27 protein-coding genes and 1 riboswitch are annotated in these 24,904 nt (G+C 52.8%); of the genes, 15 read left to right on the forward strand and 12 right to left on the reverse strand.

Annotated elements, in window-relative coordinates; translation table 11 throughout:
• Positions 1-137 precede the first annotated feature (137 nt).
• The 3 genes from EPV75_RS00970 to dmeF all read left to right on the forward strand — a co-directional run bounded on the left by EPV75_RS00970 (position 138) and on the right by dmeF (position 3,533).
• Positions 138-881: a glutathione peroxidase gene (locus EPV75_RS00970; RefSeq protein WP_029939405.1), complete on the forward strand. Its 744-nt coding sequence runs from the start codon at positions 138-140 to the stop codon at positions 879-881.
• Positions 882-1,028: 147 nt separating this feature from the next.
• Entirely contained in the window at positions 1,029-2,399 is a 1,371-nt protein-coding gene (gorA, locus tag EPV75_RS00975) for a glutathione-disulfide reductase (RefSeq protein ID WP_128384172.1), read from the forward strand.
• Between the two features lie 159 nt (positions 2,400-2,558).
• On the forward strand, positions 2,559-3,533 hold the full coding sequence (gene dmeF / locus EPV75_RS00980; RefSeq protein WP_128384173.1) for a CDF family Co(II)/Ni(II) efflux transporter DmeF: 975 nt from the start codon (positions 2,559-2,561) through the stop codon (positions 3,531-3,533).
• 18 nt (positions 3,534-3,551) lie between these two features.
• Here the strand turns inward: dmeF and EPV75_RS12310 are convergent, their stop codons facing one another.
• The 3 genes from EPV75_RS12310 to EPV75_RS00995 all read right to left on the reverse strand — a co-directional run bounded on the left by EPV75_RS12310 (position 3,552) and on the right by EPV75_RS00995 (position 5,314).
• Entirely contained in the window at positions 3,552-3,914 is a 363-nt protein-coding gene (locus EPV75_RS12310; protein ID WP_225972353.1) for a hypothetical protein, read from the reverse strand.
• A 1-nt stretch (position 3,915) separates the two neighbouring features.
• Positions 3,916-4,437, reverse strand: a complete 522-nt coding sequence (locus EPV75_RS00990; protein ID WP_128384174.1) for a DsrE family protein — start codon at positions 4,435-4,437, stop codon at positions 3,916-3,918.
• A gap of 115 nt (positions 4,438-4,552) precedes the next feature.
• On the reverse strand, positions 4,553-5,314 hold the full coding sequence (locus EPV75_RS00995; protein ID WP_128384175.1) for a TIGR01458 family HAD-type hydrolase: 762 nt from the start codon (positions 5,312-5,314) through the stop codon (positions 4,553-4,555).
• Between the two features lie 257 nt (positions 5,315-5,571).
• Between EPV75_RS00995 and cfa the strand changes: the two genes are divergently transcribed.
• Positions 5,572-6,753, forward strand: a complete 1,182-nt coding sequence (gene cfa / locus EPV75_RS01000; protein WP_128384176.1) for a cyclopropane fatty acyl phospholipid synthase — start codon at positions 5,572-5,574, stop codon at positions 6,751-6,753.
• 24 nt (positions 6,754-6,777) lie between these two features.
• On the opposite strand, the gene thiD is transcribed toward cfa, so the two are convergent.
• From thiD to EPV75_RS12195, 7 genes are all read right to left on the reverse strand, one after another.
• Positions 6,778-7,662 (reverse strand): bifunctional hydroxymethylpyrimidine kinase/phosphomethylpyrimidine kinase, encoded by an 885-nt coding sequence (gene thiD, locus EPV75_RS01005; RefSeq protein WP_225972354.1) that lies wholly within the window; start codon positions 7,660-7,662, stop codon positions 6,778-6,780.
• Positions 7,640-8,335: a thiamine phosphate synthase gene (thiE, locus tag EPV75_RS01010; protein WP_225972355.1), complete on the reverse strand. Its 696-nt coding sequence runs from the start codon at positions 8,333-8,335 to the stop codon at positions 7,640-7,642. Before thiE ends, thiD begins: the two co-directional genes overlap by 23 nt.
• Positions 8,336-8,367: 32 nt before the next feature.
• A complete protein-coding gene (locus EPV75_RS01015; RefSeq protein ID WP_225972356.1) occupies positions 8,368-9,210 on the reverse strand; it encodes a thiazole synthase in 843 nt (280 codons plus the stop codon).
• Between the two features lie 2 nt (positions 9,211-9,212).
• Positions 9,213-9,413, reverse strand: coding sequence for a sulfur carrier protein ThiS (gene thiS / locus EPV75_RS01020; protein WP_029939415.1), 201 nt, complete (start codon positions 9,411-9,413; stop codon positions 9,213-9,215).
• 39 nt (positions 9,414-9,452) lie between these two features.
• Positions 9,453-10,535, reverse strand: coding sequence for an FAD-dependent oxidoreductase (locus tag EPV75_RS01025; protein WP_128384177.1), 1,083 nt, complete (start codon positions 10,533-10,535; stop codon positions 9,453-9,455).
• 12 nt (positions 10,536-10,547) lie between these two features.
• Positions 10,548-12,437, reverse strand: coding sequence for a phosphomethylpyrimidine synthase ThiC (gene thiC, locus EPV75_RS01030; protein ID WP_128384178.1), 1,890 nt, complete (start codon positions 12,435-12,437; stop codon positions 10,548-10,550).
• 79 nt (positions 12,438-12,516) lie between these two features.
• The gene (locus EPV75_RS12195; RefSeq protein WP_185748152.1) at positions 12,517-12,678 is read right to left on the reverse strand and encodes a hypothetical protein; all 162 of its coding nucleotides are present in this window, start codon (positions 12,676-12,678) and stop codon (positions 12,517-12,519) included.
• Positions 12,675-12,805, reverse strand: a riboswitch (TPP riboswitch). Its footprint overlaps the gene before it by 4 nt.
• A gap of 158 nt (positions 12,806-12,963) precedes the next feature.
• On the opposite strand from EPV75_RS12195, the gene EPV75_RS01035 reads away from it, so the two are divergent.
• The 3 genes from EPV75_RS01035 (at position 12,964) to EPV75_RS01045 (ending at position 16,077) form a co-directional block, all read left to right on the forward strand.
• Positions 12,964-13,428: a CopD family protein gene (locus EPV75_RS01035; RefSeq protein ID WP_029939418.1), complete on the forward strand. Its 465-nt coding sequence runs from the start codon at positions 12,964-12,966 to the stop codon at positions 13,426-13,428.
• A 186-nt stretch (positions 13,429-13,614) separates the two neighbouring features.
• A complete protein-coding gene (locus tag EPV75_RS01040; RefSeq protein WP_128384179.1) occupies positions 13,615-14,157 on the forward strand; it encodes a gamma carbonic anhydrase family protein in 543 nt (180 codons plus the stop codon).
• 3 nt (positions 14,158-14,160) lie between these two features.
• On the forward strand, positions 14,161-16,077 hold the full coding sequence (locus EPV75_RS01045; RefSeq protein WP_127120295.1) for a putative bifunctional diguanylate cyclase/phosphodiesterase: 1,917 nt from the start codon (positions 14,161-14,163) through the stop codon (positions 16,075-16,077).
• Here the strand turns inward: EPV75_RS01045 and aroE are convergent.
• A complete protein-coding gene (gene aroE, locus EPV75_RS01050) occupies positions 16,074-16,913 on the reverse strand; it encodes a shikimate dehydrogenase (protein ID WP_128384180.1) in 840 nt (279 codons plus the stop codon). The genes EPV75_RS01045 and aroE overlap by 4 nt on opposite strands.
• 36 nt (positions 16,914-16,949) lie before the next feature.
• Positions 16,950-17,951, reverse strand: a complete 1,002-nt coding sequence (hemB, locus tag EPV75_RS01055) for a porphobilinogen synthase (RefSeq protein ID WP_127120293.1) — start codon at positions 17,949-17,951, stop codon at positions 16,950-16,952.
• Between the two features lie 114 nt (positions 17,952-18,065).
• Here hemB and EPV75_RS01060 point away from each other — a divergent pair, with 114 nt between their 5' ends.
• From EPV75_RS01060 to moaC, 8 genes are all read left to right on the forward strand, one after another.
• Complete coding sequence (locus EPV75_RS01060) at positions 18,066-18,512, forward strand: hypothetical protein (RefSeq protein ID WP_128384181.1); 447 nt, start codon at positions 18,066-18,068, stop codon at positions 18,510-18,512.
• A gap of 231 nt (positions 18,513-18,743) precedes the next feature.
• Positions 18,744-20,105, forward strand: coding sequence for a sulfite dehydrogenase (gene soxC / locus EPV75_RS01065; protein WP_029939424.1), 1,362 nt, complete (start codon positions 18,744-18,746; stop codon positions 20,103-20,105).
• Positions 20,092-21,174 carry a c-type cytochrome gene (locus tag EPV75_RS01070; RefSeq protein ID WP_029939425.1) on the forward strand — a complete coding sequence of 361 codons (1,083 nt, stop codon included), beginning with the start codon at positions 20,092-20,094 and terminating at the stop codon, positions 21,172-21,174. The genes soxC and EPV75_RS01070 overlap by 14 nt, the downstream gene beginning before the upstream one ends.
• A 194-nt stretch (positions 21,175-21,368) precedes the next feature.
• Positions 21,369-22,364 (forward strand): GTP 3',8-cyclase MoaA, encoded by a 996-nt coding sequence (moaA, locus tag EPV75_RS01075; protein WP_127120290.1) that lies wholly within the window; start codon positions 21,369-21,371, stop codon positions 22,362-22,364.
• 27 nt (positions 22,365-22,391) lie between these two features.
• Entirely contained in the window at positions 22,392-22,643 is a 252-nt protein-coding gene (gene moaD, locus EPV75_RS01080; RefSeq protein ID WP_029939427.1) for a molybdopterin converting factor subunit 1, read from the forward strand.
• 1 nt (position 22,644) lies between these two features.
• Positions 22,645-23,112, forward strand: a complete 468-nt coding sequence (gene moaE / locus EPV75_RS01085) for a molybdopterin synthase catalytic subunit MoaE (RefSeq protein WP_128384182.1) — start codon at positions 22,645-22,647, stop codon at positions 23,110-23,112.
• Between the two features lie 70 nt (positions 23,113-23,182).
• Entirely contained in the window at positions 23,183-24,388 is a 1,206-nt protein-coding gene (locus EPV75_RS01090; RefSeq protein ID WP_128384183.1) for a molybdopterin molybdotransferase MoeA, read from the forward strand.
• Positions 24,389-24,406: 18 nt separating this feature from the next.
• On the forward strand, positions 24,407-24,895 hold the full coding sequence (moaC, locus tag EPV75_RS01095; RefSeq protein ID WP_029939430.1) for a cyclic pyranopterin monophosphate synthase MoaC: 489 nt from the start codon (positions 24,407-24,409) through the stop codon (positions 24,893-24,895).
• Positions 24,896-24,904: the final 9 nt, after the last annotated feature.

Genomic DNA, 24,904 nt, shown 5'->3' on the forward strand with positions numbered 1-24,904 from the left:
GTGTTATTAAAAACAATTAATTTTACTTAATTAAAGAATCTTTCTACAATAAGAACCGTATTCAAAAGGAATTCATTTTTTAAGCTGTTGTAGTGCGATAAGATAAGAACTGCAATCACTAAACCAAGGAGAAAAAGATGTCTCAAGCTATGGAAAATCGTGAAGGAAAGACGGTCCCAAGTGTGGTCTGGCCAACGCGTCAGAATAACGAATGGGTAAACATTAACAGTGATGATATTTTCAAAGGTCGTACGGTTGTCGTTTTCTCGCTTCCGGGTGCCTTTACCCCAACATGTTCTTCAACTCACTTGCCTCGCTACAACGAGCTTGCACCGGTATTCTTTGAAAACGGTGTCGACGAAATCGTTTGTCTGTCCGTAAACGATACCTTCGTTATGAACGAATGGGCGAAGGACCAAGAGTCTAACAACGTGACCTTGATTCCAGACGGAAACGGTGAGTTCACCGAAGGCATGGGCATGTTGGTCGATAAAAACGACCTTGGTTTCGGTAAGCGTTCATGGCGTTATTCCATGTTGGTGAAAGACGGTGTCGTTGAGAAAATGTTCATCGAGCCGAATGTACCGGGTGACCCGTTTGAAGTGTCCGATGCCGATACCATGCTGAACTACATCAATCCGAATGCACAAGCGGCGAAAGTGGCGACCATTTTCACCAAGCCGGGCTGTCCTTTCTGTGCCAAAGCGAAAGCGGCAATGGAAGATGCCGGCATCGAGTATGAAGAAATCGGTATTTCCAATCACGGTGTGACGTCGCGTACGCTTCGTGCGGTGGCGAATGCGGATACGGTTCCGCAAATCTTCATCGAAGGTGAATACATCGGTGGTTCCGACGATCTTGAAACCTATTTGGCCAAATAATCCAAACAGGTAGATGGATGCAAAAAACCACCAGGCCTGGTGGTTTTTTGCCTTTTAAGGCCCGGAAAGCCTTATAACAGAATTATAAGAATGCCTATTTATGGATTCGAATAGATAGACATTTTTTCAGGAAGAGGAAAACGCAAGATGCAATATGATTACGATTTGATCGCCATCGGTGGCGGTAGCGGCGGCTTGTCCGTCGTGGAGCGCGCCGTCGAGTACGGTAAGAAATGTGCCGTGGTGGAAGCCAAAAAAATGGGCGGAACCTGTGTGAACATCGGGTGCGTGCCTAAGAAAGTAATGTGGTTTGGTGCTCATATTGCAGAAGCGCTCCGTGACGCGCCGGATTTCGGGTTCCACGTGGAACGCAAAGGGTTCGACTGGGCGGAATTGGTGAAACGTCGTGAAAACTACATTTCCAATATCACCACCTGGTACGGCGGTTACATGAAGGATTTGGGCATTGATGTCCTGGAAGGTTGGGGCAGCTTTGTCGATGCGCACACTGTGTCGGTGGACGGAAAACTTGTTACCGCCGAAACCATTGTGATTGCACCGGGTGGCACGCCGTTGATTCCGAATGAAACCGAGAATGCCGAATTGGGCATTACGTCGGACGGTTTTTTTGCCTTACAGGAGCAGCCGAAAAAAGTGGCGGTCATTGGCAGCGGTTACATCGCCGTGGAAATTGCCGGGGTCTTGCAGGCGCTGGGCACCGACACCACCTTAATCAGCCGTAAGGATTTGGTGTTGCGCGGTTTCGACGACATGGTGCGTGAAACTTTGACCGATGCGATGATCGAAAGCGGCATTCATAAGGAGTACCACTTCAAGGTTAAGAAGCTGATCAAAGCGGACGACGGGACCTTGATTATCGAATCGGAAGACGGTCAGCACTTGGAAGGCTTTGATGAAATCATCTGGGCCGTCGGACGCCAGACCTTGACCGAGCCGTTGGCCTTGGACAAGGTCGGGTTGGAAGTCAACGGACGTGGATTTATCGACGTTAACGACTATCACCAGACCGATGTGCCGAATATCTATGCCATCGGTGATGTCACCGGGCAGGCGCAGTTGACGCCGGTGGCCATCCGTGCCGGGCGTTATCTGGCAGAACGGTTGTACAACAACCAGCCGCAGTTGAAAATGGATTTGTCCAAAGTGCCGACGGTGGTGTTTTCGCATCCGCCGGTCGGGACCATTGGGTTGGCCGAACATGATGCGCGCCGTGAATACGGTCACGACAATGTTCAGGTCTATTCATCGGTGTTTACACCGATGCGTTATGCCTTTACCGGTCATCAGATCAAAACGGCTTTGAAGTTGGTTTGTGTTGGTGAAGAGCAAAAAGTGGTCGGCATTCACATCGTCGGTGACGGCGCGGATGAAATGCTGCAAGGATTCGCGGTGGCCGTGCAAATGGGCGCGACCAAAGCGGATTTGGATGCGACCATCGCCATTCACCCGAGTTCCTCGGAAGAGTTGGTGACCATGCGTCCAATGATTTTGAAGTAGTTTCCCCTTAAGTTAAGTTTTGGGCGTGGTTGCCTCAGTGCCACGCCCTTTTTTCTGCCTGCCTTTCCGGTTCGTTTCCTGAGCCTTGAAATCTCTATTGCGTCTGCCTGCCGGTTTCCGGTAAGCTAAAACGATTCTGTCTATTCTTTGAGGCCTGTTATGTCGACGTCTTCATCCACCTGGGAAACCCAGTGCCCGGTCATCCAGCACACCACTCATCCGCATGACTTCGGTCAGGGGCAATTGCAGCGGGCCGAAAAACGCGCTTGGAGCGTCGCCTTTTTGACCTTGGTGGTGATGGTGGCGGAAGTCGTGGCGGGCTTGTTGACCGGGTCCATGGCGCTGTTGGCGGACGGCATTCACATGGGGGGGCACGCTATTGCATTGGGTTTGGCCGCTGGCGCCTATTTTCTGGCGCGGCGCTATGCGCAAGACCGGCGATTGAGTTTCGGCAGCGGCAAAATCAAAGACTTGGCCGCTTACACCAGTGCACTGCTGTTGGGGGTATCGTCGATTTGGTTGGTGGTGGAGTCGGTGCATCGACTGTTGGCACCGGAACCGCTTTATGCGTTTGAAGCCATGGTGGTTGCGATTATCGGTTTAGTGGTTAATGTGGCATCGATTTTCATGCTGTCCGGCGCGCATGAGCATCATCACGACCACGGTCATGAACACCACCATCACCCTGAAGCTGACAATAATATCAAAGCGGCATTATTTCATGTCATGGCCGATGCGGTCACTTCGGTGGCGGCCATCGCCGGGTTGGCCGCGGCGTGGTTGTGGGGCTGGCAGTGGCTGGATCCGGCCATTGCCTTGCTGGCCGCGGTGTTGATTGTGCGTTGGTCGTGGGGCTTGCTGAAAAACACCGGCGCGATTCTGTTGGATGCCGAAGCACCGACGGAATTGCGGGAGCGTATCCGTCAGCGTTTGGAATCCCTGCCGGAAACCAAAGTGCTGGATCTGCACCTGTGGTCGGTCGGGCAGGGTTCCTGGACGCTGGTCGCATCGGTGGTCAGCCATCATGATGCCTCGCCCAATCAGTACAAAGCCGCTTTGGCCGATATGGACGGCTTGCATCATCCGATTATCGAAGTGCATCTATGTCATTGCTGTGAAGAAAGCCAGGCCTGACGGTGTCGCCTTGACTGCTTAGGAAGGCGGAGGTGCGTCCGGTGAGATGCGTCGCAGCGTGCCGAGATTGGTCACCGCCGTGTCCGGGCCGGTGAGCGTATAGTGCATGGTCATACCTTTGGCTATGCCTTCCAAGTAAGTGACGAGCACGGTTTTGTCGCGGACTTCGTAACGCACTTTTTCCACGATGCCGTTGGCTTCGGTTTCACTGTCCCGAAAGGTGATGACCATGTCGGCATGACCGGTCAGTTGCCAGGTGCCCGCCAAAGGGCCGGGGTTGGAGTGAGACGTGCAGGCGATGAGGCTGAAGACGAATAAGCTCAGGATCAAACCGATGAAAGTCGTACGCATGGGAATGCCTCCATAAACGGTTGCGGTCATACTAATACACCGGCACCAACGAATAACCTTGCGCTTGCCAGCCCATTACCGATAGAAACCCAGAGCGCACCGGCACGATGCCTGGGAGCAAGGTATCGTTGTCCACATTGAAATAGGCCGTCGCGGTCGAGCAGGCTTCCATCTTCACGCCGATGTCTTTCAAGCGGGCAATCTGATTGGCAATGCTTTTCAGGGTGTCGCCGTATTCCATTTCAATGTTGTCGGCCGGTTTGGTGGTAATGAACTGCACCGCCGATGAAATAAAGATAATTCGAAGGTGCGGTTTCACCTTCTCTTTTAGCAGATTGTTGTAATTGGATTCAATCCCCTTTAAGTAAGATAGCATGACATTTGGATTAGCTTTGCGCACATCATAGAGGGTGTAAATCTCGGAAATACCCTTCAGAGCCGCCTGATTGTTGAGGTTGGCGTCTCCGGCCTGGGCCGTCAGGGTATGAAAACTCAGCAAGCTGAGCGCGGAACCGATTAATAGTGTTTTAAGGGTTTGGGTTGGGAATGGCATGGTTTCCTCCTGCAAGGTGGGTTGTGGTTCATTTCATTTTAGAGGGGCTTAGGGTGCCATAATGCGTAAAAATCGTGCAATCAGTGTTTGCTAATTCGATTTTCACCAGGCCTGGTCAAAATTGTAAGTCGGCGATGCTGTGGAGAATGTGGGCGTTTTCGGGTAAAAGAGCTTCATCGCTGGGTTTGTATTTCCCGGTGCGCACCAGGCTGGCTTGCAGCCCGGCATCAATCGCGCCTTGTACGTCGCCGATGACATCGTCGCCAATCATCAAACATTCTTCCGACTGAAACCCGGTGGAAGCCACCACCTGTTCGAAAAAGGCCCGGTCCGGTTTGCCCGTAATAATGGCTTCGACGCCGCTGGCCCATTCCAGCCCATGAATGAATACACCGGCATCAAGTTTGAAGCCTTCGGCATCTTTGTAATATTTGTTCTTGCCGATGCCGATTAACGGAAAACCCGCTTCCACCAAATTGAAAGCTTGGTTGAGGGTGTGATAATTCAGCCCGTCTTGCGCATCGCCCAACAGTACGCAATTAGGGTCGGTTTGGTCGATGTCGGTGAATTCGGTTTTCAGATTCGGGTGAATCAGGCAATAAGGCCGCAGTTGGTGCTGTTGGATATACGCTTTGGCGGCTTTGGGTGCCGTGAACAGTTCCGAGGGCGAAAAGTCGAACCCGAGGGTGTGCAGCTGTTGCAGAATCATCTCCGACGATTGACTGGCGGTGTTGGTGACGAAACGCAGAGTGTAACCTTGTTCGCGTGCTCGGCGGATGGCGTCTACGGCGCCCGGGATGGCTTGGGTGCCGATGTACAGCACGCCGCTGAGGTCGAAAAGAATGGCTTTGAGTGCGGGCGAAAATCGAGCGGTCATAGACACCTCCGGTTGGATGGTTTCTTTAAGTTTTTATGGTACCAAAGTGTCCGCTATAAAAAAGTTTTTTACTGCTATTTCAAGGCATTGTCATAGTTTCCGCTTGAAAAAAATATCATTTTCATTAATCTGTTAAAACTGTTTGTATTGTTTTTTATACGATTGTTTACGTAACTCAAGGCATTTCTCAAAGACGAGAGCACCGATAAAGGTATCCATTGGTTGATAAGCCGTTTTGGCTTTCATAGGAGGCAAGCATGCGTCACTCGACTGTCTTGGCCGACAAGGAAGTTCGTGCTGGTACTTTGGTTTCCGGCCGCTTAGGAAAAGCGGCGGATTTTCTCGAATCTCAACTGGCGAAAGCCGGTCTCACCGTGAACGGTTCCAACCCCTGGGACCCGCAAATCCATAATGCCCAAACCTACTGGCGGGTGTTGCGCGACGGCACGCTCGGGGCCGGGGAAAGTTACATGGATCACTGGTGGGACTGCGAACAACTGGACGAAATGATTACCCGCGCCATGACCGCCAAACTGGACGAATCCTTGACCGGGCGCTGGATCTTCATCAAACATTGGCTGATGGCGCGTTTGACGAATATGCAATCGGAAAAGCGCGCCTATCAAGTTGGTGAGCAACATTATGACGTCGGCAATGACCTCTACGAAGCCATGCTGGACCCGACTATGGCCTATTCCTGCGGTTATTGGAAAAACGCCGACAGCCTGCATCAGGCCCAAGAAGCCAAGTTGGACTTGATTTGCCAGAAACTGGAGTTGCAACCCAATGAAACGGTGCTTGATATTGGGTGTGGTTGGGGCAGTTTCGCCGAATTGGCGGCGCGCAAATATGGGGTGCACGTCACCGGTTTGACCATTTCGCGTGAACAGCAACAGCTCGCCGAACAGCGTTGCAAAGACTTGCCGGTAACCATTGAACTCAAAGACTACCGTAAAATGGAAGGCACGTTCGACAAGCTGGTGTCCATCGGCATGTTCGAGCACGTCGGGCCAAAAAATTACGACACCTACATGCGCACCGCTTACGACTTGATGAAAGACGACGGGATTTTCGTACTGCACACCATCGGCAGCGACAAGTCGTTTTACGTCACCAATCCGTGGATTCACAAATACATTTTCCCGAACGGTTCGATTCCGTCGTTGGCGCAAATCAATAAGGCGGCGGAACCCTATTTTGTGGTGGAAGACGTGCACAATTTCGGGCCGGATTACGACCGCACCTTGATGGCGTGGCAACGCAATTTCGACCAGGCCTGGCCGGATTTGCAAGACCGTTACGACAGCCGTTTTTATCGGATGTGGAATTATTATCTGAAAATTTCCGCCGGGGCTTTCCGAAGCCGTTCCCTACAGTTGTATCAAGTGGTGCTGCGTAAACGTCTGACGCCGCTGGATCCCTATCACAGCAAACGCTGAAGAAGGTTGGAGCCTAATCGGGCCTCAAACATGACGAATGTCGCGAATGTGTATTGGCTCTCGGCGCTTTGCCGTGGATGAGTCATGGTAATGGAAATAAAGGGCCTCGGACTGGCTCAGCCAAGCGGTTAGATAACGCTTGGCGTTGCCGACGGCCTCTTCCAGTGTTCTTCCTTGGGCCAGCTCGGTGGCGATGGCGGATGAAAACACGCAGCCGGTACCGTGGGTGTGGGTGGTGGACACCCGCGGGCTGGAGAAGCGTTTCGGTTCGGACTTAACGCCGCGGGTTGGCTGAATCAAAATGTCGGCTGCCGCATCGGTTTCCCCGCTGTGGCCGCCTTTGAGCACGGCCGCTTGAACGCCCATCTCACACAACGCCTTTTCGATTTCAACCAGATCATCGGCCGGCGTTTCCGGCGCACGGTCCAACAGGTGATTCAACTCCGGTAAATTGGGGGTGATGACGTCGGCCAGCGGAAACAATTTTTCCACTAGAATGCTGACGGCGTCGGCGGCCAACAACGGGTGCCCGCTGGAGCTGACCAGCACCGTATCCAGCACCACGGCACTGGTTGGGTGACGTTGCAACGTCGTGGCGACCACGTCAATCAATTCCGCATTGGCGAGCATGCCGATTTTGACGGCGTCGATTTGCACATCCTCGAACAAGGCCTGCAATTGGTGGTGTAACGTTTCTGCCGCTAAAGCTTCCACCTGTTGTACGCCCTGCGAATTTTGCGCTGTCACCGCGGTAAGGGCGCTGAAACCGTAACCGCCCAAAGCGTGGATGGTTTTCAAATCGGCTTGAATGCCGGCACCGCCGTAAGGGTCGGAACCCGCAATGGTCAAAACGGTTGGTGTGGTGGGGCGCATAAAGGATTTTTCCTTATCGAAAGGTTGTCTCGTCATTGGGCCTTTTCGACCAGGCCTGGTAGTTTTCGGCAAACCGGGTTTGCAGGGTGTTGAGGTGTTCGGCGCCGTCGGCTTGATGCAATTGTAACCCTTGAATCATTGCCACGCCATTGGCGCCGGCGCGCACCACGGCGCCCAGTTGTTCCAATCCAATCCCGCCGATGGCAACCACCGGTATTGGCAGCGAACGGTTCCAATGGCTTAGATTGTCCAGCCCGACCGCTGGATAGTCGAGTTGTTTGCTTTGGGTGCCGAAAATCGGGCCGATGGCGAGATACGACGGTTGCAACGGCAAGGCGGTTTCGATTTCCGACGGATTATGGGTGCTGACGCCAAGCCGTAAACCGGCTTGAAACAGTGATTGGGCATCGGCGGTGTGCAAATCTTCCTGGCCGAGATGCACGCCGTAAGCGCCCAATTCGATGGCGATTTGCCAGTAATCGTTGATGAACAAACGGGCATTGTAGGTTTCCGCCAAGCGCACGGTGGCGGCGAGTTCTTGGCGCAAAGCCTTGCCCTGCAAATCCTTAATGCGGACTTGCAGGGTGGTGATACCGTTTTGGAACAACAAAGCGGCGTCTTCGGCGCGGTTGACCAACGGATAAAGCCCCAGCGGTTGCTCGGGCGTTTGGCAAGATGGAAACTGCATTTTGACCAGACCTGCTTTCATTAGGATGACACTAGAACGACACTAGAACAGCACTAGGTCGAAGAGTTTTCTTGATGCCAGAAAGGCGTGCCGACCACCGGAGTGGACGGCACCGCCAGGTTGCGTTCCGGCATGGTGCCGGCCTGGCGGCCGTAAAAACCAGCTTCCACCGCAGACTTGAAAGCGCGGGCCATCTTTTCCGGTTGCGGCGACAGCGCCACGGCGGAATTGAGTAAAACACCGTCGTAACCCATTTCCAGCGCTTGAACCGCATGGGACGGTTTGCCGATACCGGCGTCCACAATCAGGTTCAACTCCGGAAAGCGTTCCCGCAAAATGCCCAGGTTGTAAGGGTTCATCAGCCCTTTGCCCGACCCGATGGGCGAGCCCCACGGCATGAGAATTCGGCAACCGGCATCGACCAGTTTTTGCGCCAGCACCAAATCGTCAGTGGTGTAAGGGAAGACCTCGAAACCGTCCTTAACCAGCGCTTCCGCCGCTTTGACCAGTTCGAAAGGGTCGGGTTGCAGTGTGTATTGGTCGCCGATGACTTCCAGTTTCACCCAGTGGGTCTGAAAGACTTCGCGTGCCATTTGCGCGGTGGTGATGGCTTCTTTGGCGGAGTGACAACCGGCGGTATTCGGCAGAACCTTGACGTTCAGGGCTTGAATTCGCTGCCAGAAATCCTGACCGGCCGCATCGCCCGCCGCCTGACGGCGCAGCGAGACCGTGACGATTTCCGAACCGGAAGCGTGCACGGAGGCTTGCATCGCCTGAGGTGACGAATACAGGGCGGAGCCGATCAACAAGCGGCTGTTCAGGGTTTCGCCGCCGATGTGCCAAGTCATGTCGTTTTGTGCGGAAGGGGTGTGTGTTGAAGTTGTTTGTGCCGGCATATTCAACCTCCTTGCATCGGCGCGACGATTTCAATGCGGTCGCCGTCTTGTAAAGCCGTTTCCCGGTATTGACCGCGCGGAACGAAGGTTTCGTTGACCGCCACGGCAAACTGGTTCGGTTGGTAGCCGAGTTGTTCCAGTAACGCTTGCAAATTCGGCAAAGTGTCGAAAGCCTGCGGTTGATCGTTAATCAAAAGTGTCATAGTCGTTTCCTATTCTGTGCGTTTTGGCCGTCGATATCATTAAGCGGCATCGGCGGTGGCAAAACCGCTTTCCATCAATGCCTGCTCCACCACCGCGGGCGTCAGTAGATAACCGTGACGATACAGGCCGTTGATTCGAGTGACTTGTGGTTCATGCCGAATCGACGGCAGGTTATCGTCCAATGCCGGGCGGCAGTTGGTCAGGCTGTTGACGATGCGTGCTTCGCCGAAACCGGGGTGCAAACTGTAGGCCGCCGACAGCAGTTCCAGACTGGAACGTACCGACATGGAGCTCATGTCATCGCTTTCGATTTCGGTGGCGCCGATGACGTAACGGTGCGGCGTATCGGCGGACGGGCGCGGTACGATGTAAATGCGGTAACGCGGGTGCATCAAACGCACCGGTCGGGTCAGTTTGACATCGGGAGCATCCAACCAGAAGACTTCGCCGCGTACGCCGCGCAAGTCGGTGACGTCTTTTTTGGCACCGAGCCCTCGGGTGTCGAACGCCCAATCGAATGTGAAGGGATTCGAACCGACGTGAATGCATCCGTCTTTCAGGTCGGTGACTTCGGCGTGGGTGTGCCAAATGACCTCTGGGTGTTCGCGCAGGTAGCTTCGGCTTCGATCCATAAAGCGTTGGGCATTGACCTGACCTTCGCTCGGTAGGAAAAAGCCACGCGAATGATGGCTTAAATCCGGTTCCAGTTGCTGAAGGGCATTTGGGTCCAGCGCTTGAATCGATTCGGCCGCATCGGGCGATTTGGCTTTGGCGCGTAGTTGCGCCATAAACCGTTCCAATTCCGCCATGTCCGCCGGGTGAGCGGTGATGACGCTGCCGGCCTGTTGCAGGGCGTCGGGAATGCCGAGTTGCTCCAGCAGGCCTGGCCAAATTTGGATGGAACGCTGTCCGAGATCGAAAATATCCGATTCGGCGGTTTCCAGTTCCGCAAACGGCGCCAGCATGCCCGCAGCGACCCGTGCAGCCGCGTTTTCCGATTCATCGGAATCCTTTTCGAACAAGGTCACGCGGTGGCCTTGCGCCAACAGTTTCAGCGCCAGCATCCGGCCGACGAGGCCGGCCCCGGCGATGCCGAGGTGTTGCTTGGTGACGTGTTTCATGACGACCTCTGCTTAACTGGACAAAGTGATGTCTTCGACATTCACATAGACTTCGCTGCCGTTTTCCTTGAAGGTCTGCGACATTTCCGCCATGCCTTGTTCCACCGCTTTCTGATGTGAAAGGCCTTGTTGTTCGGCGTAGTCTCGCACTTCCTGCGAAATTTTCATCGAGCAGAATTTCGGCCCGCACATGGAGCAGAAATGCGCCACTTTGGCGGAATCGCGCGGCAGGGTTTCGTCGTGAAAGGCGCGTGCCTTTTCCGGGTCGAGGCCGAGGTTGAACTGGTCTTCCCAGCGGAATTCGAATCGGGCTTTGGAAAGGGCATCATCACGTGCACGCGCTCCGGGGTGCCCCTTGGCGACGTCGGCGGCGTGGGCGGCCAGTTTGTACGTGATGAGGCCTTCCTTGACGTCGTCGCGATTTGGCAAGCCCAGATGCTCTTTCGGGGTGACGTAACACAGCATGGCGGTGCCGAACCAGCCGATCATGGCCGCGCCGATGCCGGACGTGATGTGGTCGTAACCCGGTGCAATGTCGGTGGTCAAAGGCCCCAGCGTGTAGAAAGGCGCTTCGTGGCAATATTCCAATTGCTTGTCCATGTTTTCCTTGATCATGTGCATCGGTACGTGGCCCGGGCCTTCGATAATGACCTGGACATCATGCTTCCAGGCAATTTTCGTCAGTTCCCCGAGGGTTTCGAGTTCCGCCAGTTGCGCTTCATCGTTGGCATCCGCCAGCGAGCCAGGGCGCAAGCCGTCACCCAGTGAGAAGGAAACGTCGTACTGCTTCATGATTTCGCAGATGTCTTCGAAATGGGTGTAAAGGAAGCTTTCCTGATGGTGTGCGATACACCATTTAGCCATAATCGAGCCGCCGCGGGAAACGATGCCGGTGACGCGTTTGGTGGTCATCGGTACGTAACGCAGCAAGACACCGGCGTGGATAGTGAAGTAGTCCACACCTTGCTCGGCCTGTTCGATGAGGGTGTCGCGGAAAATTTCCCAGGTCAGGTCTTCGGCGACACCGTTGACCTTTTCCAGTGCCTGATAAATCGGTACCGTGCCGATGGGCACCGGTGAGTTACGCAGAATCCAGTCGCGGGTGGTGTGGATGTTTTTGCCGGTGGACAAGTCCATGACGGTGTCGGCGCCCCAGCGGGTGGACCAGACCATTTTTTCGACTTCTTCGGCAATCGACGAGGTGGTGGCGGAGTTGCCGATATTAGCGTTGACCTTGACCAGAAAGTTGCGGCCGATAATCATCGGTTCGGATTCCGGGTGGTTGATGTTGCATGGAATCACGGCGCGTCCGGCGGCGACTTCGTCGCGGACGAATTCCGGTGTGATGTCTTCCGGCAAATTGGCGCCGAAATGTTCGCCTTTCAAGCGGTGTTCGCGCTCGGCGTCGTTGAGGTAACGACGGGTGAGTTCACGGCGTTGATTTTCGCGGATGGCGATGAATTCCATTTCCGGTGTGATAATGCCTTGGCGGGCATAATGCAGTTGGGTGACGTTTTGCCCGGTCTTGGCGCGCAGCGGTTGGCGCATCAAGCTGGAGGCACCGGCAATGGCGGTTTCCATTTGGCTGCGGTTGGTGTAACCGTTGTCCTTCGGGTCGATGATGCGGCCGTCATAGGCTTCGGTGTCCTGACGGGCGTCAATCCAAGGTTTGCGGATGGCGGGAATGCCTTGGGCGACGTCAATCTCGATGGTCGGGTCGGTATAAGGGCCGGAGGTATCGTACACGGTGACGGTTTCACCGTTGGTGAGTTGGATGGCTCGCATCGGCACACGGATGTCCGGGTGGATGTCGCCGGGAATATAGGTTTTTTGGGAGGCCGGTAACGGCTCTCGGGTCAGAATGTCATTGGACGCCGGTAGGGCGTGTTTAAATGCAGTCATGTTTTCCTCGCTTTTGTTGCGTTCAAAGGGGGAAAAACACAGCGTAATCAGGCGTGAAACCGTCACAGCAAAAGCCGTTTCAGCAGACACGATTCAACAAGATGTTTTGCTCGGAGTGAGGTCGGAAGCCGGGATCGGCCGGTCGGACAATTGCTTTGGCGACACGGGGACGATTCGGACAGTCCGACGCAGGCTCCAAAGCAATCAAAGGGCGCACGTCCGCCAAGGCGGTCGTTCCCAAAGAAATCTTCTCTTCCCTACGCTGGCTTTAACCAGATCAAGTTCAACGGGCCCGACAGCCGGGAGGGGCGATTTGCCCTTTCCACTCAGTCGTCTCAGCACTTAGGTGTGCACCCCGAGAGATGAAACGCCATTGTATCAGAAGCGAATGCAAATGCGAGTGAAATTAAAAATGCCTGTTTAATCATGTGGTTAAACGTTATTGCACAAAGTCCGGGGGTGTGGATAATGGAGACGTATTATAAAAGTGACTCATAATAAAAAAAGTTTAAGAGGAAGGGTGTAAATGGGGACGATTGTTGCGACCTCGCTGCATACGGTGGCAGCGGTTTTGTGGGTGGGGGGTATTTTCCTGGCTTATCGGGTGCTGCGGCCGGCGGCGATGGCACTGGAGCCGCCACAGCGTTTGACGCTGTGGGCCGATGTGTTCGGACGTTTTTTCCCGTGGGTGTGGGGGTTTATCGTTCTGTTGGTGATTTCCGGTTACTGGGATTGGATGACGCGCTTCGGTGATTTGACCGCCGTGCCGTTGTACTTGCATGCCATGCAGTGGGTGGGTTGGCTGATGATCGGTTTGTTCGCCTGGTTGTATTTCGGCCCCTTCAAAACCTTTCGAAACCATGTAAAGGCGGGGCAGTTTGCCGAAGCCGGACAGGTGATGAACGCTAAAATGCGTCCGGTGATTGCCATCAACCTGTCGTTGGGTGTATTGGAGGCGGTGATTGGCGCTTCCGGGCCTTACTGGGGATAAGCCCGGGTTTAAAGCAAAATGCCCAGGCCTGGGCATTTTTATATCGTTATGATTTTATTGAAACTTTGTAATACCCTTGATAACCGGATAAAAATTTTCTTAAAACAAGCGATTTGAAAAGGCTTGAAAACCCGTTATAGTGTTAGCCAATTGAGATTAATTACGTAGTTTGGAGTCGAAAGATTTATGTCGATTCGTCGTTATCAGAATCATACCCCCAGCCTTGACGAAAGCGCCTGGGTTGATCCCTCCGCGGTGGTCATCGGGCAATGTACCCTGGCCGAGGACGTCGGTATCTGGCCCAATGCAACCTTGCGCGGTGATGTCAACGCCATTGAAATCGGGCCTCGCAGTAATATTCAAGACGGCACCGTTTGCCACACCACGCATGATTCGCCCATCACTAAAGGGTCGCGTTGCATTGTCGGTGCTGATGTGACGGTGGGGCATAATGCGGTCTTGCATGGCTGTATCATCGAGGACGAATGTTTGATTGGCATGGGCGCGGTGGTGCTGGACAATGCCGTGGTGCAAAAGCACGTGCTGGTGGGGGCGAACAGTTTGGTGCCGGCCGGTAAGGTGCTGGAGTCCGGCCATTTGTATGTCGGGTCTCCGGTGAAGAAGCTGCGGCCGTTGACCGATGACGAAAAAGCGTTTTTCAAATATTCCGCCGAACATTATGTGAAGCTGAAAAACGATTTCCAACAGGCGGGCTGCGACGAACTCTGAATCATGAATGCATCCCTGAATGGTAAATTAGGTCATCCGAATGCTTGGCGGGCCGACCTTGGTGTCTATTTCCGTTATATCGTCATGGGATGGCTGGTGGTCATTCTGCTGGCGGCCATTCAGCTCGATTTTCTGTATGAAGCGCCTTTCCGCCCTCGTTTTTTAATCATTCCCAGTTTAGTGGGCATGGTGGCTGGTTTTTTCATCGCCCGTCAACGCATTCTCAGTGACGAAGTGCGCGCCAAGAACATGACGTTCGCATCCCTGGTGGAAATGGCTGAAGAAGCCGCCTATCTTCAAAACCTTGATCGCAGTTATCGCTATATCTCATCCGCCATTACCGATATGACCGGTTATGACGTCAAAACCTTTTACCAAACCCCGAACCTGTTTGCCGACCTGGTGTACGAAGAGGACTTCCCGAAATGGTTGTCTTATGAAAAATCGGTCGCGGCCGGTCGAACGCCGGATGCGATTGAAGTGCGCTTGACCACCAAACATAAAGGGCTGATTTGGGTGCGTCATGTCACCCGCCCGATTTTCGACGGCAAAAAAATCATCGGCTACAGCTCGACCAATGCCGAGATTACCGACCAGGTGAATCAAGCGACGGCCATGAAGGAATTGGCGTTGAAAGATCCTTTGACCGGTTTGCCGAACCGTCGACACCTCAGCTCGGAGGCCGACCGTTTGCTGAAAAAAGGCTCGGATTTCTGTCTGGTGATGATGGATCTCGACCGTTTTAAGACCATCAATGACTCGCTGGGCCATTCGGTTGGCGACTTGATGCTGAAAAAGGTGCGTGACCGTCTGGAGTTGATCGCGCCTTACGGGTCGCTGATTTCCCGATTCGGCGGGGACGAATTTGTGGTGATTCTGCCGGAAGTGGCCGACGAAAAGAAAGTGGAAGGTTTGATTGAAAGCTTCCTGAGTGCGGTGGAAAGGCCGATGAAGTTGAACGGTCTGAATTTGCATGTCTCGGCATCGTTTGGCTGGGTGTTTGCCCCAGAAGACGGCCGGGATGTGGAGACCTTGATTCGTTATGCCGATGCCGCCATGCACATGGCGAAACAGAAACAAGGGGTTTCCTGTTTACGTTACGCCGGGCATGTGGACGATCACCATCAACGTTTGTTGCTTCTGGAAAACCGTTTGCGAAAAGCGGTCGAAGAGCGCCGTATCAAGCCGTTTTATCAGCCATTGTTCTGTGCTCGGTCTGGCCAGCTGATGGGGGTGGAGTGTCTGGCGCGCTGGCATGACGAAGAGTTGGGCTGGGTGTCGCCGGATGAGTTCATTCCATTGGCGGAAACGGCGAACCTGATCGGCAAACTCGGCGACTCCATTTTGGAGCATGCCATTATCGTCGCGCAGGCGTTGCATCAAAATTGCGATCAGAAAGACGTGTATTTTTCGGTCAATGCGTCGCCGTATCAATTATCGGAAATCGGTTTTGTCGACAATATGAAAGCCTTGCTGGAACGGCATCAGCTGCCGCCGAGGTTGTTGAAAATCGAAGTGACCGAGTCACTGTTCATTGGCGGTAACCTGCAAGCCATCAATGTCTTGACGGAGCTGCGTAACCTGGGTGTCGGAGTGGCGTTGGACGACTTCGGGACCGGCTATTCGGCCTTTGCCGTCTTGAAGGAAGGGTGCATCGATATGCTGAAAGTCGATAAATCCTTTGTGCAGAACATCGCTGAAAACGACCAGGAAAAAGCCTTGATGACGGAAATCATCCAGATGGCGCATATCATGAATTTACAAGTAGTGGCCGAAGGGGTGGAAACCGAGGAGCAAAAAGCAGTGTTGGTCGGGGCGGAGTGCGATATCCTGCAGGGTTACCTGCTGGCCAAACCGATGTCGGAAGCGGACTTTTGCCCGTATATGAATTGTAACGGGCTGAAAGAAGAACGCGATTAAGCGTTCATTAAACGCCGCACTTCGTTGATGACGCTGGCGGTTTCCGGGCGGACGCCGCGCCATAGATAAAACGCTTCGGCCGCCTGGCCGACCAGCATGCCCAGTCCGTCTCGTGTCCTGCATTCCGGTTGCAAGTCTTTCGCCCAATCCATAAACACAGTCGGTTCCGTGCCGTACATCATGTCGTACACCAAGCTGTCTGCCCCAACGACGTCTCCGTTTACCGGCGGCAACTTGCCTTCCAAACTGGCCGAGGTGCCGTTGATAATGATGTCGTAACCGCCGGGTGGGCAAGGAATGTCTTCCCAGCCGCTGGCGGTGATGGGAATGTCGGTATCGAAGCGCTGTCCCAGAACTTCGGCTCGCTTGGCGGTGCGATTGGCAATATGCACCAGGCCTGGCCGTTTTTCCAGAATGGGTTGCAGTATGCCTTGCACGGCGCCGCCGGCCCCGAGAATCAAAACCTGCTTGCCTTCAAACGGGCAGGTGGCATTGATTTCAATGTCCATCACCAAGCCGACGCCGTCGGTGTTGTCGCCGAGGGTTTTCCCGTCTTGAAATTGAAAGGTGTTGACCGCATGGGCCACCTGCGCGCGTTCCGTCAGTTCATCGGCGTATTCGAAAGCATCCAGTTTATAGGGCACGGTAATGTTGAGGCCTTTATAGCCTTGTGTTTTCAGATCTGCCATGGCCCACTGAAAAGTGGTGTCTTCGGTATCGACGCGAATGGCTTCGTACACCAAGTCTTGATGGGTTTGCTCGGCAAACAGCCGGTGAATTAATGGGGATTTGGAGTGGGCGATGGGGTCGCCCACCACGGCGTAATAATCGGTCATAAGCAATCGGTCATCCGTTCGGTTCAGTGGCAGTGATTATTTTTCCGCCAGCCATTGCGCGGCCACTTTGGCGTAATAGGTCAAAATGCCGTCGGCACCGGCGCGCTTGCAGCTCAGCAGGGTTTCCAACACGACTTCACGTTCATTGATCCAACCGTTCAATGCGGCGGCTTTCAGCATGGCGTATTCGCCGCTGACGTGATACACGAATGTCGGGGCTTTGAATTCTTGCTTGACGCGGTAAACGATGTCTAAATATGGAACCCCCGGCTTCACCATGACCATGTCGGCCCCTTCATTAATGTCCATTGCCACTTCATGTAACGCTTCGTCGCTGTTGGCCGGATCCATCTGGTAGGTTTTTTTGTCGGCTTTCCCGAGGTTGCCCGCCGAGCCGACAGCATCGCGGAAGGGCCCGTAGTAAGCCGACGCGTATTTGGCGGAATAGGCCATGATGCGGGTGTGGATGTGCCCGTGTTCTTCCAGCAGTTCGCGAATCTCGATGATACGGCCGTCCATCATGTCGGACGGGGCGACAACATCGGCGCCGGCTTCCGCATGGGAAAGCGCCTGTTTCATCAAAACGTCGATGGTGTCGTCATTCAATACGTAACCGTCTTCGTCGATGATGCCGTCTTGGCCATGTGTGGTATAAGGGTCCAGCGCGACGTCCGTCATGACGCCCATTTCCGGTACGGCTTCTTTAACGGCGCGAACCGCGCGTTGCACCAAACCATCTGGGTTATAAGCTTCGGTGGCTTCCAGTGTTTTGGTGTCCGGGTTCGGTACCGGGAAAAGGGCAATCATCGGAATGCCGAGTTCAAATAATGCTTGAGCTTCCAAGATTAAAAGGTCTATACTCAATCGCTCGATATCCGGCATGGATTTGACCGGTTCCCGTTGATTATGGCCTTCAATCACGAACATCGGATAGATAAGATCCTGAGTGGTGAGGACATTTTCACTCATCAGGCGGCGTGAAAAAGCGTCTTTACGCATACGGCGCATACGCGTGATCGGGAACTGACGTTCGATCATGGAGAACTCCTGCTCATTAAAGGGTGACTCGAAATGATACTCCTGTCGGTTGAAAAAATAAAGCCAGCGCCGATTGAGAGGGCGTTCCGGCTGATGGAGTGATAAGGAAACGCCATGTTAGACAATTTTGAATACACCTTTTTCGACGAACTCATTGCCAAACGTTTTTGCGAGGCCGTTGAGGGACAGGGTTTAACCGCTCAAATCGCTCGTGAAGAGGAGGGCAACGGTGAAGTGTCGTTTTCGGTGTCGATTGACGGTGAGTTGAGCGATGCGATGGCCGAAGAATTGGAAACCCTGTATTCCGATTTGCTGTTCGGCGACCAGGCCGCGCAAATTGAAGGCAATGAAGAAGGTGCGGTGGCGGATGCTTGTGGGGTTCAGATCAAACTCGCGTCGGGCGAGTTCACCACCGTCGCGATTCACCCAACCATTATGAATAAGATTCTTTCGGTATTGAGCATCGACGAAGTGCAAAAGTGCCTGGCGCAAGTGGCCGAAGACATTGAAAATCCGAAAGCCGGACCGATTTGTCGACGTGAAAATCTGCCCGGACTTTGAAAAAGCATAGAATTTCGCCAGCGACCCATAAAAAAATTATATAAGCAAATCCTAATTTTTCGGGGGCGAAAAGGTTGCAGTCAAAAGCCATAAAACATATTATTACACGTTAGCAAAACTGTGCTTGGCTATGCTTGTGCAGTCGAGCACATAGATATATAAGCTACTATAAATGGTTAAACTCTTGAATCTGAGGCGTTTTTTACTTAAATGCCAATCAAGGAGCAATAAATGACAGATAAAATCGTTGAAAAGGTTGCAGTTCAGTCTGATGATAGCCGCAACCAAGGCCGTCGTGCCTTCCTAAAGGGAAGTGCGGCTGTTGCAGGGGGCGTTCTGTTTACGAAAGCCGCTTCTGCAGCTGAGGCTGGTAAATATGATCCTGCGAAAGCGGTTGCGCCTTACGCTGGAAAAGAAGAAATTACACAGGTGCTTGAAGATGGCCCGGCCCGTAAGTCTCTAGGGTTTGGTGTTCGTAAGTACCCATACGGGATGCCTTCTCCATACGAGAAAGAAGTTCAGCGTCGTACATTGGAATGGTTGACGCCGGATTCCATGGCTTCCATCACGATGACTCCGCTACAGAGCTTGAACGGTATCATCACGCCTAACGGTCTTCACTTTGAACGTTTCCACGGTGGTGTACCGACCATCGATCCAGCTAACCACCGTTTGGTTATCCACGGTTTGGTTGAGCGCCCATTGATCTTCACGGTTGATGACTTGAAGCGTTTCCCATCCATTTCCCGTATTCACTTCATCGAATGTCCTGCGAACGGCGCGATGGAATGGAAAGGGGTTCAGTTGAACTCGGTTCAATGGACACACGGTATGATGTCTTGTGTGGAATACACAGGTGTTCGTCTGTCTGACCTGTTGAAAGAAGCCGGTATCAAGCCAGAAGGTAAGTGGTTGATTCCTGAAGGGGCTGACGCCGCTGGTTTGACTCGTTCGATTCCAATCGATTTGGCGATGGATGACTGTTTCGTAGCTTACGCTCAGAACGGTGAAGCGCTACGTCGTGAACAAGGTTACCCAATCCGTTTGGTTGTGCCTGGTTGTGAAGCGAACATGTGGGTTAAATACCTACGTCGTATCCAAGTACATGATGTACCAGCTCAACACCGTGAAGAAACCTCTAAATACACTGAATTGATGCCGGATGGTACCGCTCAGCGTTTCTCTTGGTACATGGAAGCCAACTCGGTTATCACTTACCCATCACCTGACTTCAAGATGCAAGGACCTGGTAAATACTTCGTCCGTGGTCTGGCTTGGTCTGGTCGCGGTAAAGTTTCCCACGTTGACGTTTCGTTCGACGGCGGTAAAAACTGGAAAGAAGCACACTTCACTTCACCGGTTCTGGACAAAGCTTGGACTCGTTTCGAAGTTGAGTGGGACTGGGATGGTTCTGAAGCCTTTATGATGAGCCGTGTAACCGATGAAACCGGTTACGTTCAGCCACCTATGCCTCAAATGCGTAAATTGGAAGGTACGAACAACGTTTACCACCGTACAGCGATGGTTACTTGGCGTATTCACGCTTGGGATAACGGCAAAAACGGAGGTATGATTGAAAATGTTCAGTACTAAGAAAACAATCCTAGCCGGTGCGGTTGCATTGGTTGCGGCCAGCACGGCTTATGCAATGAGTGGCAACTCCGGTAGCAACAGCGGTGACGCTGGTAAAATCGACGGTAAATACGCTGCTAACTACGTTGAAATCATCAAAGAAAATGATGGTAAATACCTAGATGCGAAAGTCATCGAAGCGATTTTGGGTAAAGATGCGACTTACGGTCGTGCCGGTTTGGAAGGGAAACTAGACCCGAACAACCCTTACTCGTTTGAAGTTGACGACAGCATCGACGGTGGTAACCACGGTAACGCTCAATGTAAAGTTCCGGCGGCCTTCGTTGAAGTTCACGAAAGTGTTGCGAAAAACTACTATGACGACGGTAGCTTTGTGGCTTATGGATTCGGTACGCCGATTTCCGAAGCGGCTATGTCTAAGTGGAACATCGTTGTAGACGGTGACGGTAACGGCTTGCCGGATCCTTCTGTCGGTATGACAGTTGAAGAAGGTGCGCGTGTTTACGTTCAGTTTTGTGCAATGTGTCACGGTGAATTCGGTGAAGGTGCGAAAGGTTACCTACCGCTAGCGGTAGAGGAAAACCTAGTGACTTCTGACTTCCGTGATCCAGCGCCGATGAAGACTGTTGGTAACTACTGGCCGTATGCGGTAACCTTCTTCGATTATGTTCGTCGTACAATGCCTTTCTGGACGCCAAACGCACCGTTCATCGGTGATGCAGGTTACATGGGTATTACCGGTTACATCATGCAGTCGAACTACATTCCAATCGGTATCGACGAAAACGGTGAAAAAATCGAGCTTGAAGATGATGCTTTCTACAACGCTGATTTGTTGATGAAGCAAAACAAGTTCATGAAGAACCAAGGTAACTTCTTCTGTGACCACCGTCCGGTTGTTCATAACGAACGTTGCATGAAAGACTGTCCTGACTACATGGTTGGTGACGGTAAAGGTAATGTTCAAAACTACGTACAAGCACGTCGCCTACCTGACGGGACGCCTCAGTATAACGTTCCTCAGCGTATGCACGAAGACCCACCAGGTGTTGGTCACGCAGGTATGTAATCTGATGTCGGACTTCGTCTGACACTAAGATAAAAAAGCCCGCTTTTTAGCGGGCTTTTTTATTGCGTCTTTTAGCGCATAAAGCCTTTAAAAACAAAGGGTTTTATGCCTTAAAAAATGCTTTTTCCGCTTGCTATCCCATTAAATTCCAGTAGAATATAGCGTTCTTCCCACAAAGAAATAACGAAGTTTTTATGGCGTTGATTGACCCGTTTAACCGCAAAATCGAATACTTAAGAGTTTCCGTGACCGATAAGTGCAATTATCGGTGCGGTTACTGCATGCCGGAACAGGGTGCGCACCCGGAAGGGCGTCACACCGAATACCTGGATTTCGACGAGCTGGCTCGCATTATCAAAGCCTTTGTTGAATTGGGTGTCACTAAGGTACGCCTGACCGGCGGTGAGCCGTTGGTACGCAAAGGGCTGGCGGATTTCGTTTCCGACATCAGTCCTTATGAGGGTTTGAAAGAGATTGCGCTTTCGACCAACGCACACCATTTGGCCAAGCATGCCGTGGCATTGAAAGAAGCGGGTGTGACACGCGCCAACATTTCCATCGATTCCTTGAAGCCGGATCTCTTTCATCAAATCACCCGAGGCGGAGATTTGCAAAAAGTACTGGCCGGTGTGGATGCTGGGCTGGAAGCCGGGTTGAACCCAATTAAATTCAATATGGTGGTCATGAAAGGCACCAATGACGGTGAAATCGAGTCTATGGTCGATTACGGTATCGAAAAGGGCGTGGAAGTACGCTTTATCGAAACCATGCCGATTGGTGAAGCGGGCATTAGCCTGATGGACCAGCATTATCCGATGGATAAAATCATGGCGCGCATCAAAGCGCATGTCGGCACCGATTTGATTCCGTCCACAGGCAAAAGCCACGACGGCCCCTCCAAAAATTTCTGGATTAAAGGGACCGATACCCGCGTAGGCGTGATTTCGGCGGTCTCCCAGCATTTTTGTGAGTCTTGTAACCGAGTGCGCTTAACGGCGCGTGGCGTACTGGCGCTATGCTTGGGGCAGGAAGATTCGGTCGATTTACGCACACCGATCCGTGACGGCATTTCAGATGACGAACTCAAGCAATTGATTGTTAAAGCCATGGAAAAGAAACCGGAACGTCACTTCTTCAATGAAAACGTTCATAACATCGAATTCAGACAAATGGTCTCGTTAGGCGGCTGAGCCGTCGGCATTTTTAGGAGTCAGATTATGTTAGAGATTTTGTACTTCGCCAGCTTTCGCGAAACGCTTGGTAAAAGTCAGGAACAGCTACCGTTGGAGTCTTATAAGACGGTGGATTGCGTGTTGAATGCACTGGCGGAACGCGGTGAAATTTGGCAACAGGCGTTGAAGGATAACCTTAACCTGCAAATTGCGGTCAATCATGATGTCGCCGACCGTAAAACCGAGTTGAAACCTGGTGACGAAGTGGCGTTTTTCCCACCGGTGACGGGAGGCTGAGTTGAACGACTTTCCGTTTGTTCGAATCCAACAAGAGGATTTCGACCTCACCGAAGAGATTAACACCATTCGTGCCGGGCACAAGGACATCGGTGCCGTGGTGTCCTTTACCGGAACGGTTCGTGACATCAATGAAGGCGATGATATTTCCGTTCTGGAGTTGGAACATTATCCGGGCATGACGGAAAAAGCGCTGGAAAAAATTCGTCTGGAAGCGCACGAACGCTGGCCCTTGCAGAGCAGTTTGATCATTCACCGCATCGGTCAGATGATGCCGTGCGATCAGATCGTGCTGGTAGCGGTGACTTCCCGTCATCGAGAAGCCGCTTTCGAGGCGGCACATTTTATTATGGATTACCTCAAAACCAATGCGCCTTTCTGGAAAAAAGAGACGTTCCCGAATGGCGAAACCCGTTGGGTGGATGCACGGGTTTCCGATAAGGAAGCCGAGCAGCGTTGGTTGCAATAACCTTTTTTAACGAACATACTATCTGTCAGATTTCCCCGCCGACGCGGGGATTTTTTTAAGAGAAAACACCATGAAGACATTTGATGAAGCGCTGTCGTATCTTGTCAGCCAAGCCAAGAAAACCCGTCAAACCGAAACCGTAGCCATTGCCGAGGCCATGGGGCGCGTGCTGGCCGAGCCAGTGGTTTCCAGTGTCATGGTTCCGCCACACGATAACAGTGAAATGGACGGTTATGCCATTGACCGTATGGACTTGACTCACGAAGACACTTTCCGAGTCAGTCAGCGCATTCCGGCCGGCGCCACGCCGGAACCGCTGGAAGTCGGCACGGTCGCGCGCATCTTTACCGGCGCACCGATTCCAAAAGGCGCCAATGCCGTCATCATGCAAGAAGAGACGGAGATGGTTGGTGACAAGGTACGGATTACCGCCAAATCCACCAGGCCTGGTCAAAGTATCCGTAAAACCGGTGAGGACATTGAAGCCGGTACCGCGATTTTGGAAAAAGGTCATCGTTTGCGCTCGCAGGATTTAGGATTGATTGCCTCCATCGGCATTGACGAAGTCACCGTGTACCGACCGCTTAAAATCGCCACCTTCACGACGGGTGACGAACTGTTGGAACCGGGCGAAACACCGCAACCGGGCAAAATTTTCAATGCCAACCGCTATGTGTTGGCGGGTGCCTTGCCGAAACTGGGCTTTGAGCTGATTGATCTTGGACACGTCAAAGACACCCTGGAAGAAACCATTGACGTCATGAAGCAAGCGGCGGAGCTAGCCGATGTGGTGATGACAACCGGCGGCGTCTCCGTTGGGGAAGAAGACCATATCAAACCGGCAATCGAGTCGCTGGGCTCGCTGGAAATGTGGAAAGTGAAAATGAAGCCTGGGAAACCCTTAGCGTTTGGTCAGATTCAAGGCACGCCGTTTATCGGTTTGCCGGGGAATCCGGTGTCGGCCTTTGCCACCTTTAACCTGTTTGCACGGCCGTATTTGATGCAGATGCAGGGTGTAAAAAACATTTGTATCACGCCGATTTGGTTGGAAGCCGATTTCGATTGGCCGAACGCCAATTTCCGCCGTGAGTTTGCTCGTGCCCGGATTACGGTTCCGGAAGGCGAACAGAAAACCGTGGCGCAGGTTTATCCGAAACAAGGTTCCGGTGTATTGACCTCAACGGTCTGGGCGGAAGGCTTTGTGGTGATTCCCGAAGATCAAACGGTCTCCAAAGGCGATCGAGTCAAATTCTATCCGTTCGCGGAAATGGTTTAACAATAACAGGGGACGGAGATGTCGAAAGAACTCGAATTAACGCATTTGGACGCCAAAGGCCAGGCGCGTATGGTGGATGTCAGCGAGAAGGACAATACGGCGCGGGAAGCACGTGCCATGGCGGTCATTAAGATGTTACCGGAAACCTTGCAGATGATTCTGGAAGGCAAGCACAAGAAAGGCGACGTCATGGCCACGGCCCGCATTGCCGGCATTATGGCAGCCAAACGCACGCCGGATTTGATTCCGATGTGCCATCCGTTGATGCTGACCTCGGTAAAGGTGGAACTGATTCCCGACGAAGAGAAGAGTTGCGTGGAAATTTACGCCACGTGCAAGTTGGTCGGTCAGACCGGGGTGGAAATGGAAGCCCTGACCGCGGCTTCGACGGCGGCTTTAACGTTATACGACATGTGTAAAGCCGTCGATAAAGGCATGGTGATCGATCAGGTGCAGTTATTGGAAAAGAAAGGCGGTAAGAGCGGTCATTGGAAAAAAGAAACTTAAGCCGTTCGG

Origin of the sequence: Hydrogenovibrio thermophilus, assembly GCF_004028275.1 — a bacterium.
GTDB classification, from domain to species: domain Bacteria; phylum Pseudomonadota; class Gammaproteobacteria; order Thiomicrospirales; family Thiomicrospiraceae; genus Hydrogenovibrio; species Hydrogenovibrio thermophilus.

What these genes read in the sequence shown, in the direction of transcription:
- EPV75_RS00970 (WP_029939405.1), top strand. Translation starts at nt 138, where the DNA reads ATGTCTCAAGCTATGGAAAATCGTGAAGGAAAGACGGTCCCAAGTGTG.
- gorA (WP_128384172.1), top strand. Translation starts at nt 1,029, where the DNA reads ATGCAATATGATTACGATTTGATCGCCATCGGTGGCGGTAGCGGCGGC.
- dmeF (WP_128384173.1), top strand. Translation starts at nt 2,559, where the DNA reads ATGTCGACGTCTTCATCCACCTGGGAAACCCAGTGCCCGGTCATCCAG.
- EPV75_RS12310 (WP_225972353.1), bottom strand. Translation starts at nt 3,914, where the DNA reads ATGACCGCAACCGTTTATGGAGGCATTCCCATGCGTACGACTTTCATC.
- EPV75_RS00990 (WP_128384174.1), bottom strand. Translation starts at nt 4,437, where the DNA reads ATGCCATTCCCAACCCAAACCCTTAAAACACTATTAATCGGTTCCGCG.
- EPV75_RS00995 (WP_128384175.1), bottom strand. Translation starts at nt 5,314, where the DNA reads ATGACCGCTCGATTTTCGCCCGCACTCAAAGCCATTCTTTTCGACCTC.
- cfa (WP_128384176.1), top strand. Translation starts at nt 5,572, where the DNA reads ATGCGTCACTCGACTGTCTTGGCCGACAAGGAAGTTCGTGCTGGTACT.
- thiD (WP_225972354.1), bottom strand. Translation starts at nt 7,662, where the DNA reads ATGACGAGACAACCTTTCGATAAGGAAAAATCCTTTATGCGCCCCACC.
- thiE (WP_225972355.1), bottom strand. Translation starts at nt 8,335, where the DNA reads ATGAAAGCAGGTCTGGTCAAAATGCAGTTTCCATCTTGCCAAACGCCC.
- EPV75_RS01015 (WP_225972356.1), bottom strand. Translation starts at nt 9,210, where the DNA reads ATGCCGGCACAAACAACTTCAACACACACCCCTTCCGCACAAAACGAC.
- thiS (WP_029939415.1), bottom strand. Translation starts at nt 9,413, where the DNA reads ATGACACTTTTGATTAACGATCAACCGCAGGCTTTCGACACTTTGCCG.
- EPV75_RS01025 (WP_128384177.1), bottom strand. Translation starts at nt 10,535, where the DNA reads ATGAAACACGTCACCAAGCAACACCTCGGCATCGCCGGGGCCGGCCTC.
- thiC (WP_128384178.1), bottom strand. Translation starts at nt 12,437, where the DNA reads ATGACTGCATTTAAACACGCCCTACCGGCGTCCAATGACATTCTGACC.
- EPV75_RS01035 (WP_029939418.1), top strand. Translation starts at nt 12,964, where the DNA reads ATGGGGACGATTGTTGCGACCTCGCTGCATACGGTGGCAGCGGTTTTG.
- EPV75_RS01040 (WP_128384179.1), top strand. Translation starts at nt 13,615, where the DNA reads ATGTCGATTCGTCGTTATCAGAATCATACCCCCAGCCTTGACGAAAGC.
- EPV75_RS01045 (WP_127120295.1), top strand. Translation starts at nt 14,161, where the DNA reads ATGAATGCATCCCTGAATGGTAAATTAGGTCATCCGAATGCTTGGCGG.
- aroE (WP_128384180.1), bottom strand. Translation starts at nt 16,913, where the DNA reads ATGACCGATTATTACGCCGTGGTGGGCGACCCCATCGCCCACTCCAAA.
- hemB (WP_127120293.1), bottom strand. Translation starts at nt 17,951, where the DNA reads ATGATCGAACGTCAGTTCCCGATCACGCGTATGCGCCGTATGCGTAAA.
- EPV75_RS01060 (WP_128384181.1), top strand. Translation starts at nt 18,066, where the DNA reads ATGTTAGACAATTTTGAATACACCTTTTTCGACGAACTCATTGCCAAA.
- soxC (WP_029939424.1), top strand. Translation starts at nt 18,744, where the DNA reads ATGACAGATAAAATCGTTGAAAAGGTTGCAGTTCAGTCTGATGATAGC.
- EPV75_RS01070 (WP_029939425.1), top strand. Translation starts at nt 20,092, where the DNA reads ATGTTCAGTACTAAGAAAACAATCCTAGCCGGTGCGGTTGCATTGGTT.
- moaA (WP_127120290.1), top strand. Translation starts at nt 21,369, where the DNA reads ATGGCGTTGATTGACCCGTTTAACCGCAAAATCGAATACTTAAGAGTT.
- moaD (WP_029939427.1), top strand. Translation starts at nt 22,392, where the DNA reads ATGTTAGAGATTTTGTACTTCGCCAGCTTTCGCGAAACGCTTGGTAAA.
- EPV75_RS01090 (WP_128384183.1), top strand. Translation starts at nt 23,183, where the DNA reads ATGAAGACATTTGATGAAGCGCTGTCGTATCTTGTCAGCCAAGCCAAG.
- moaC (WP_029939430.1), top strand. Translation starts at nt 24,407, where the DNA reads ATGTCGAAAGAACTCGAATTAACGCATTTGGACGCCAAAGGCCAGGCG.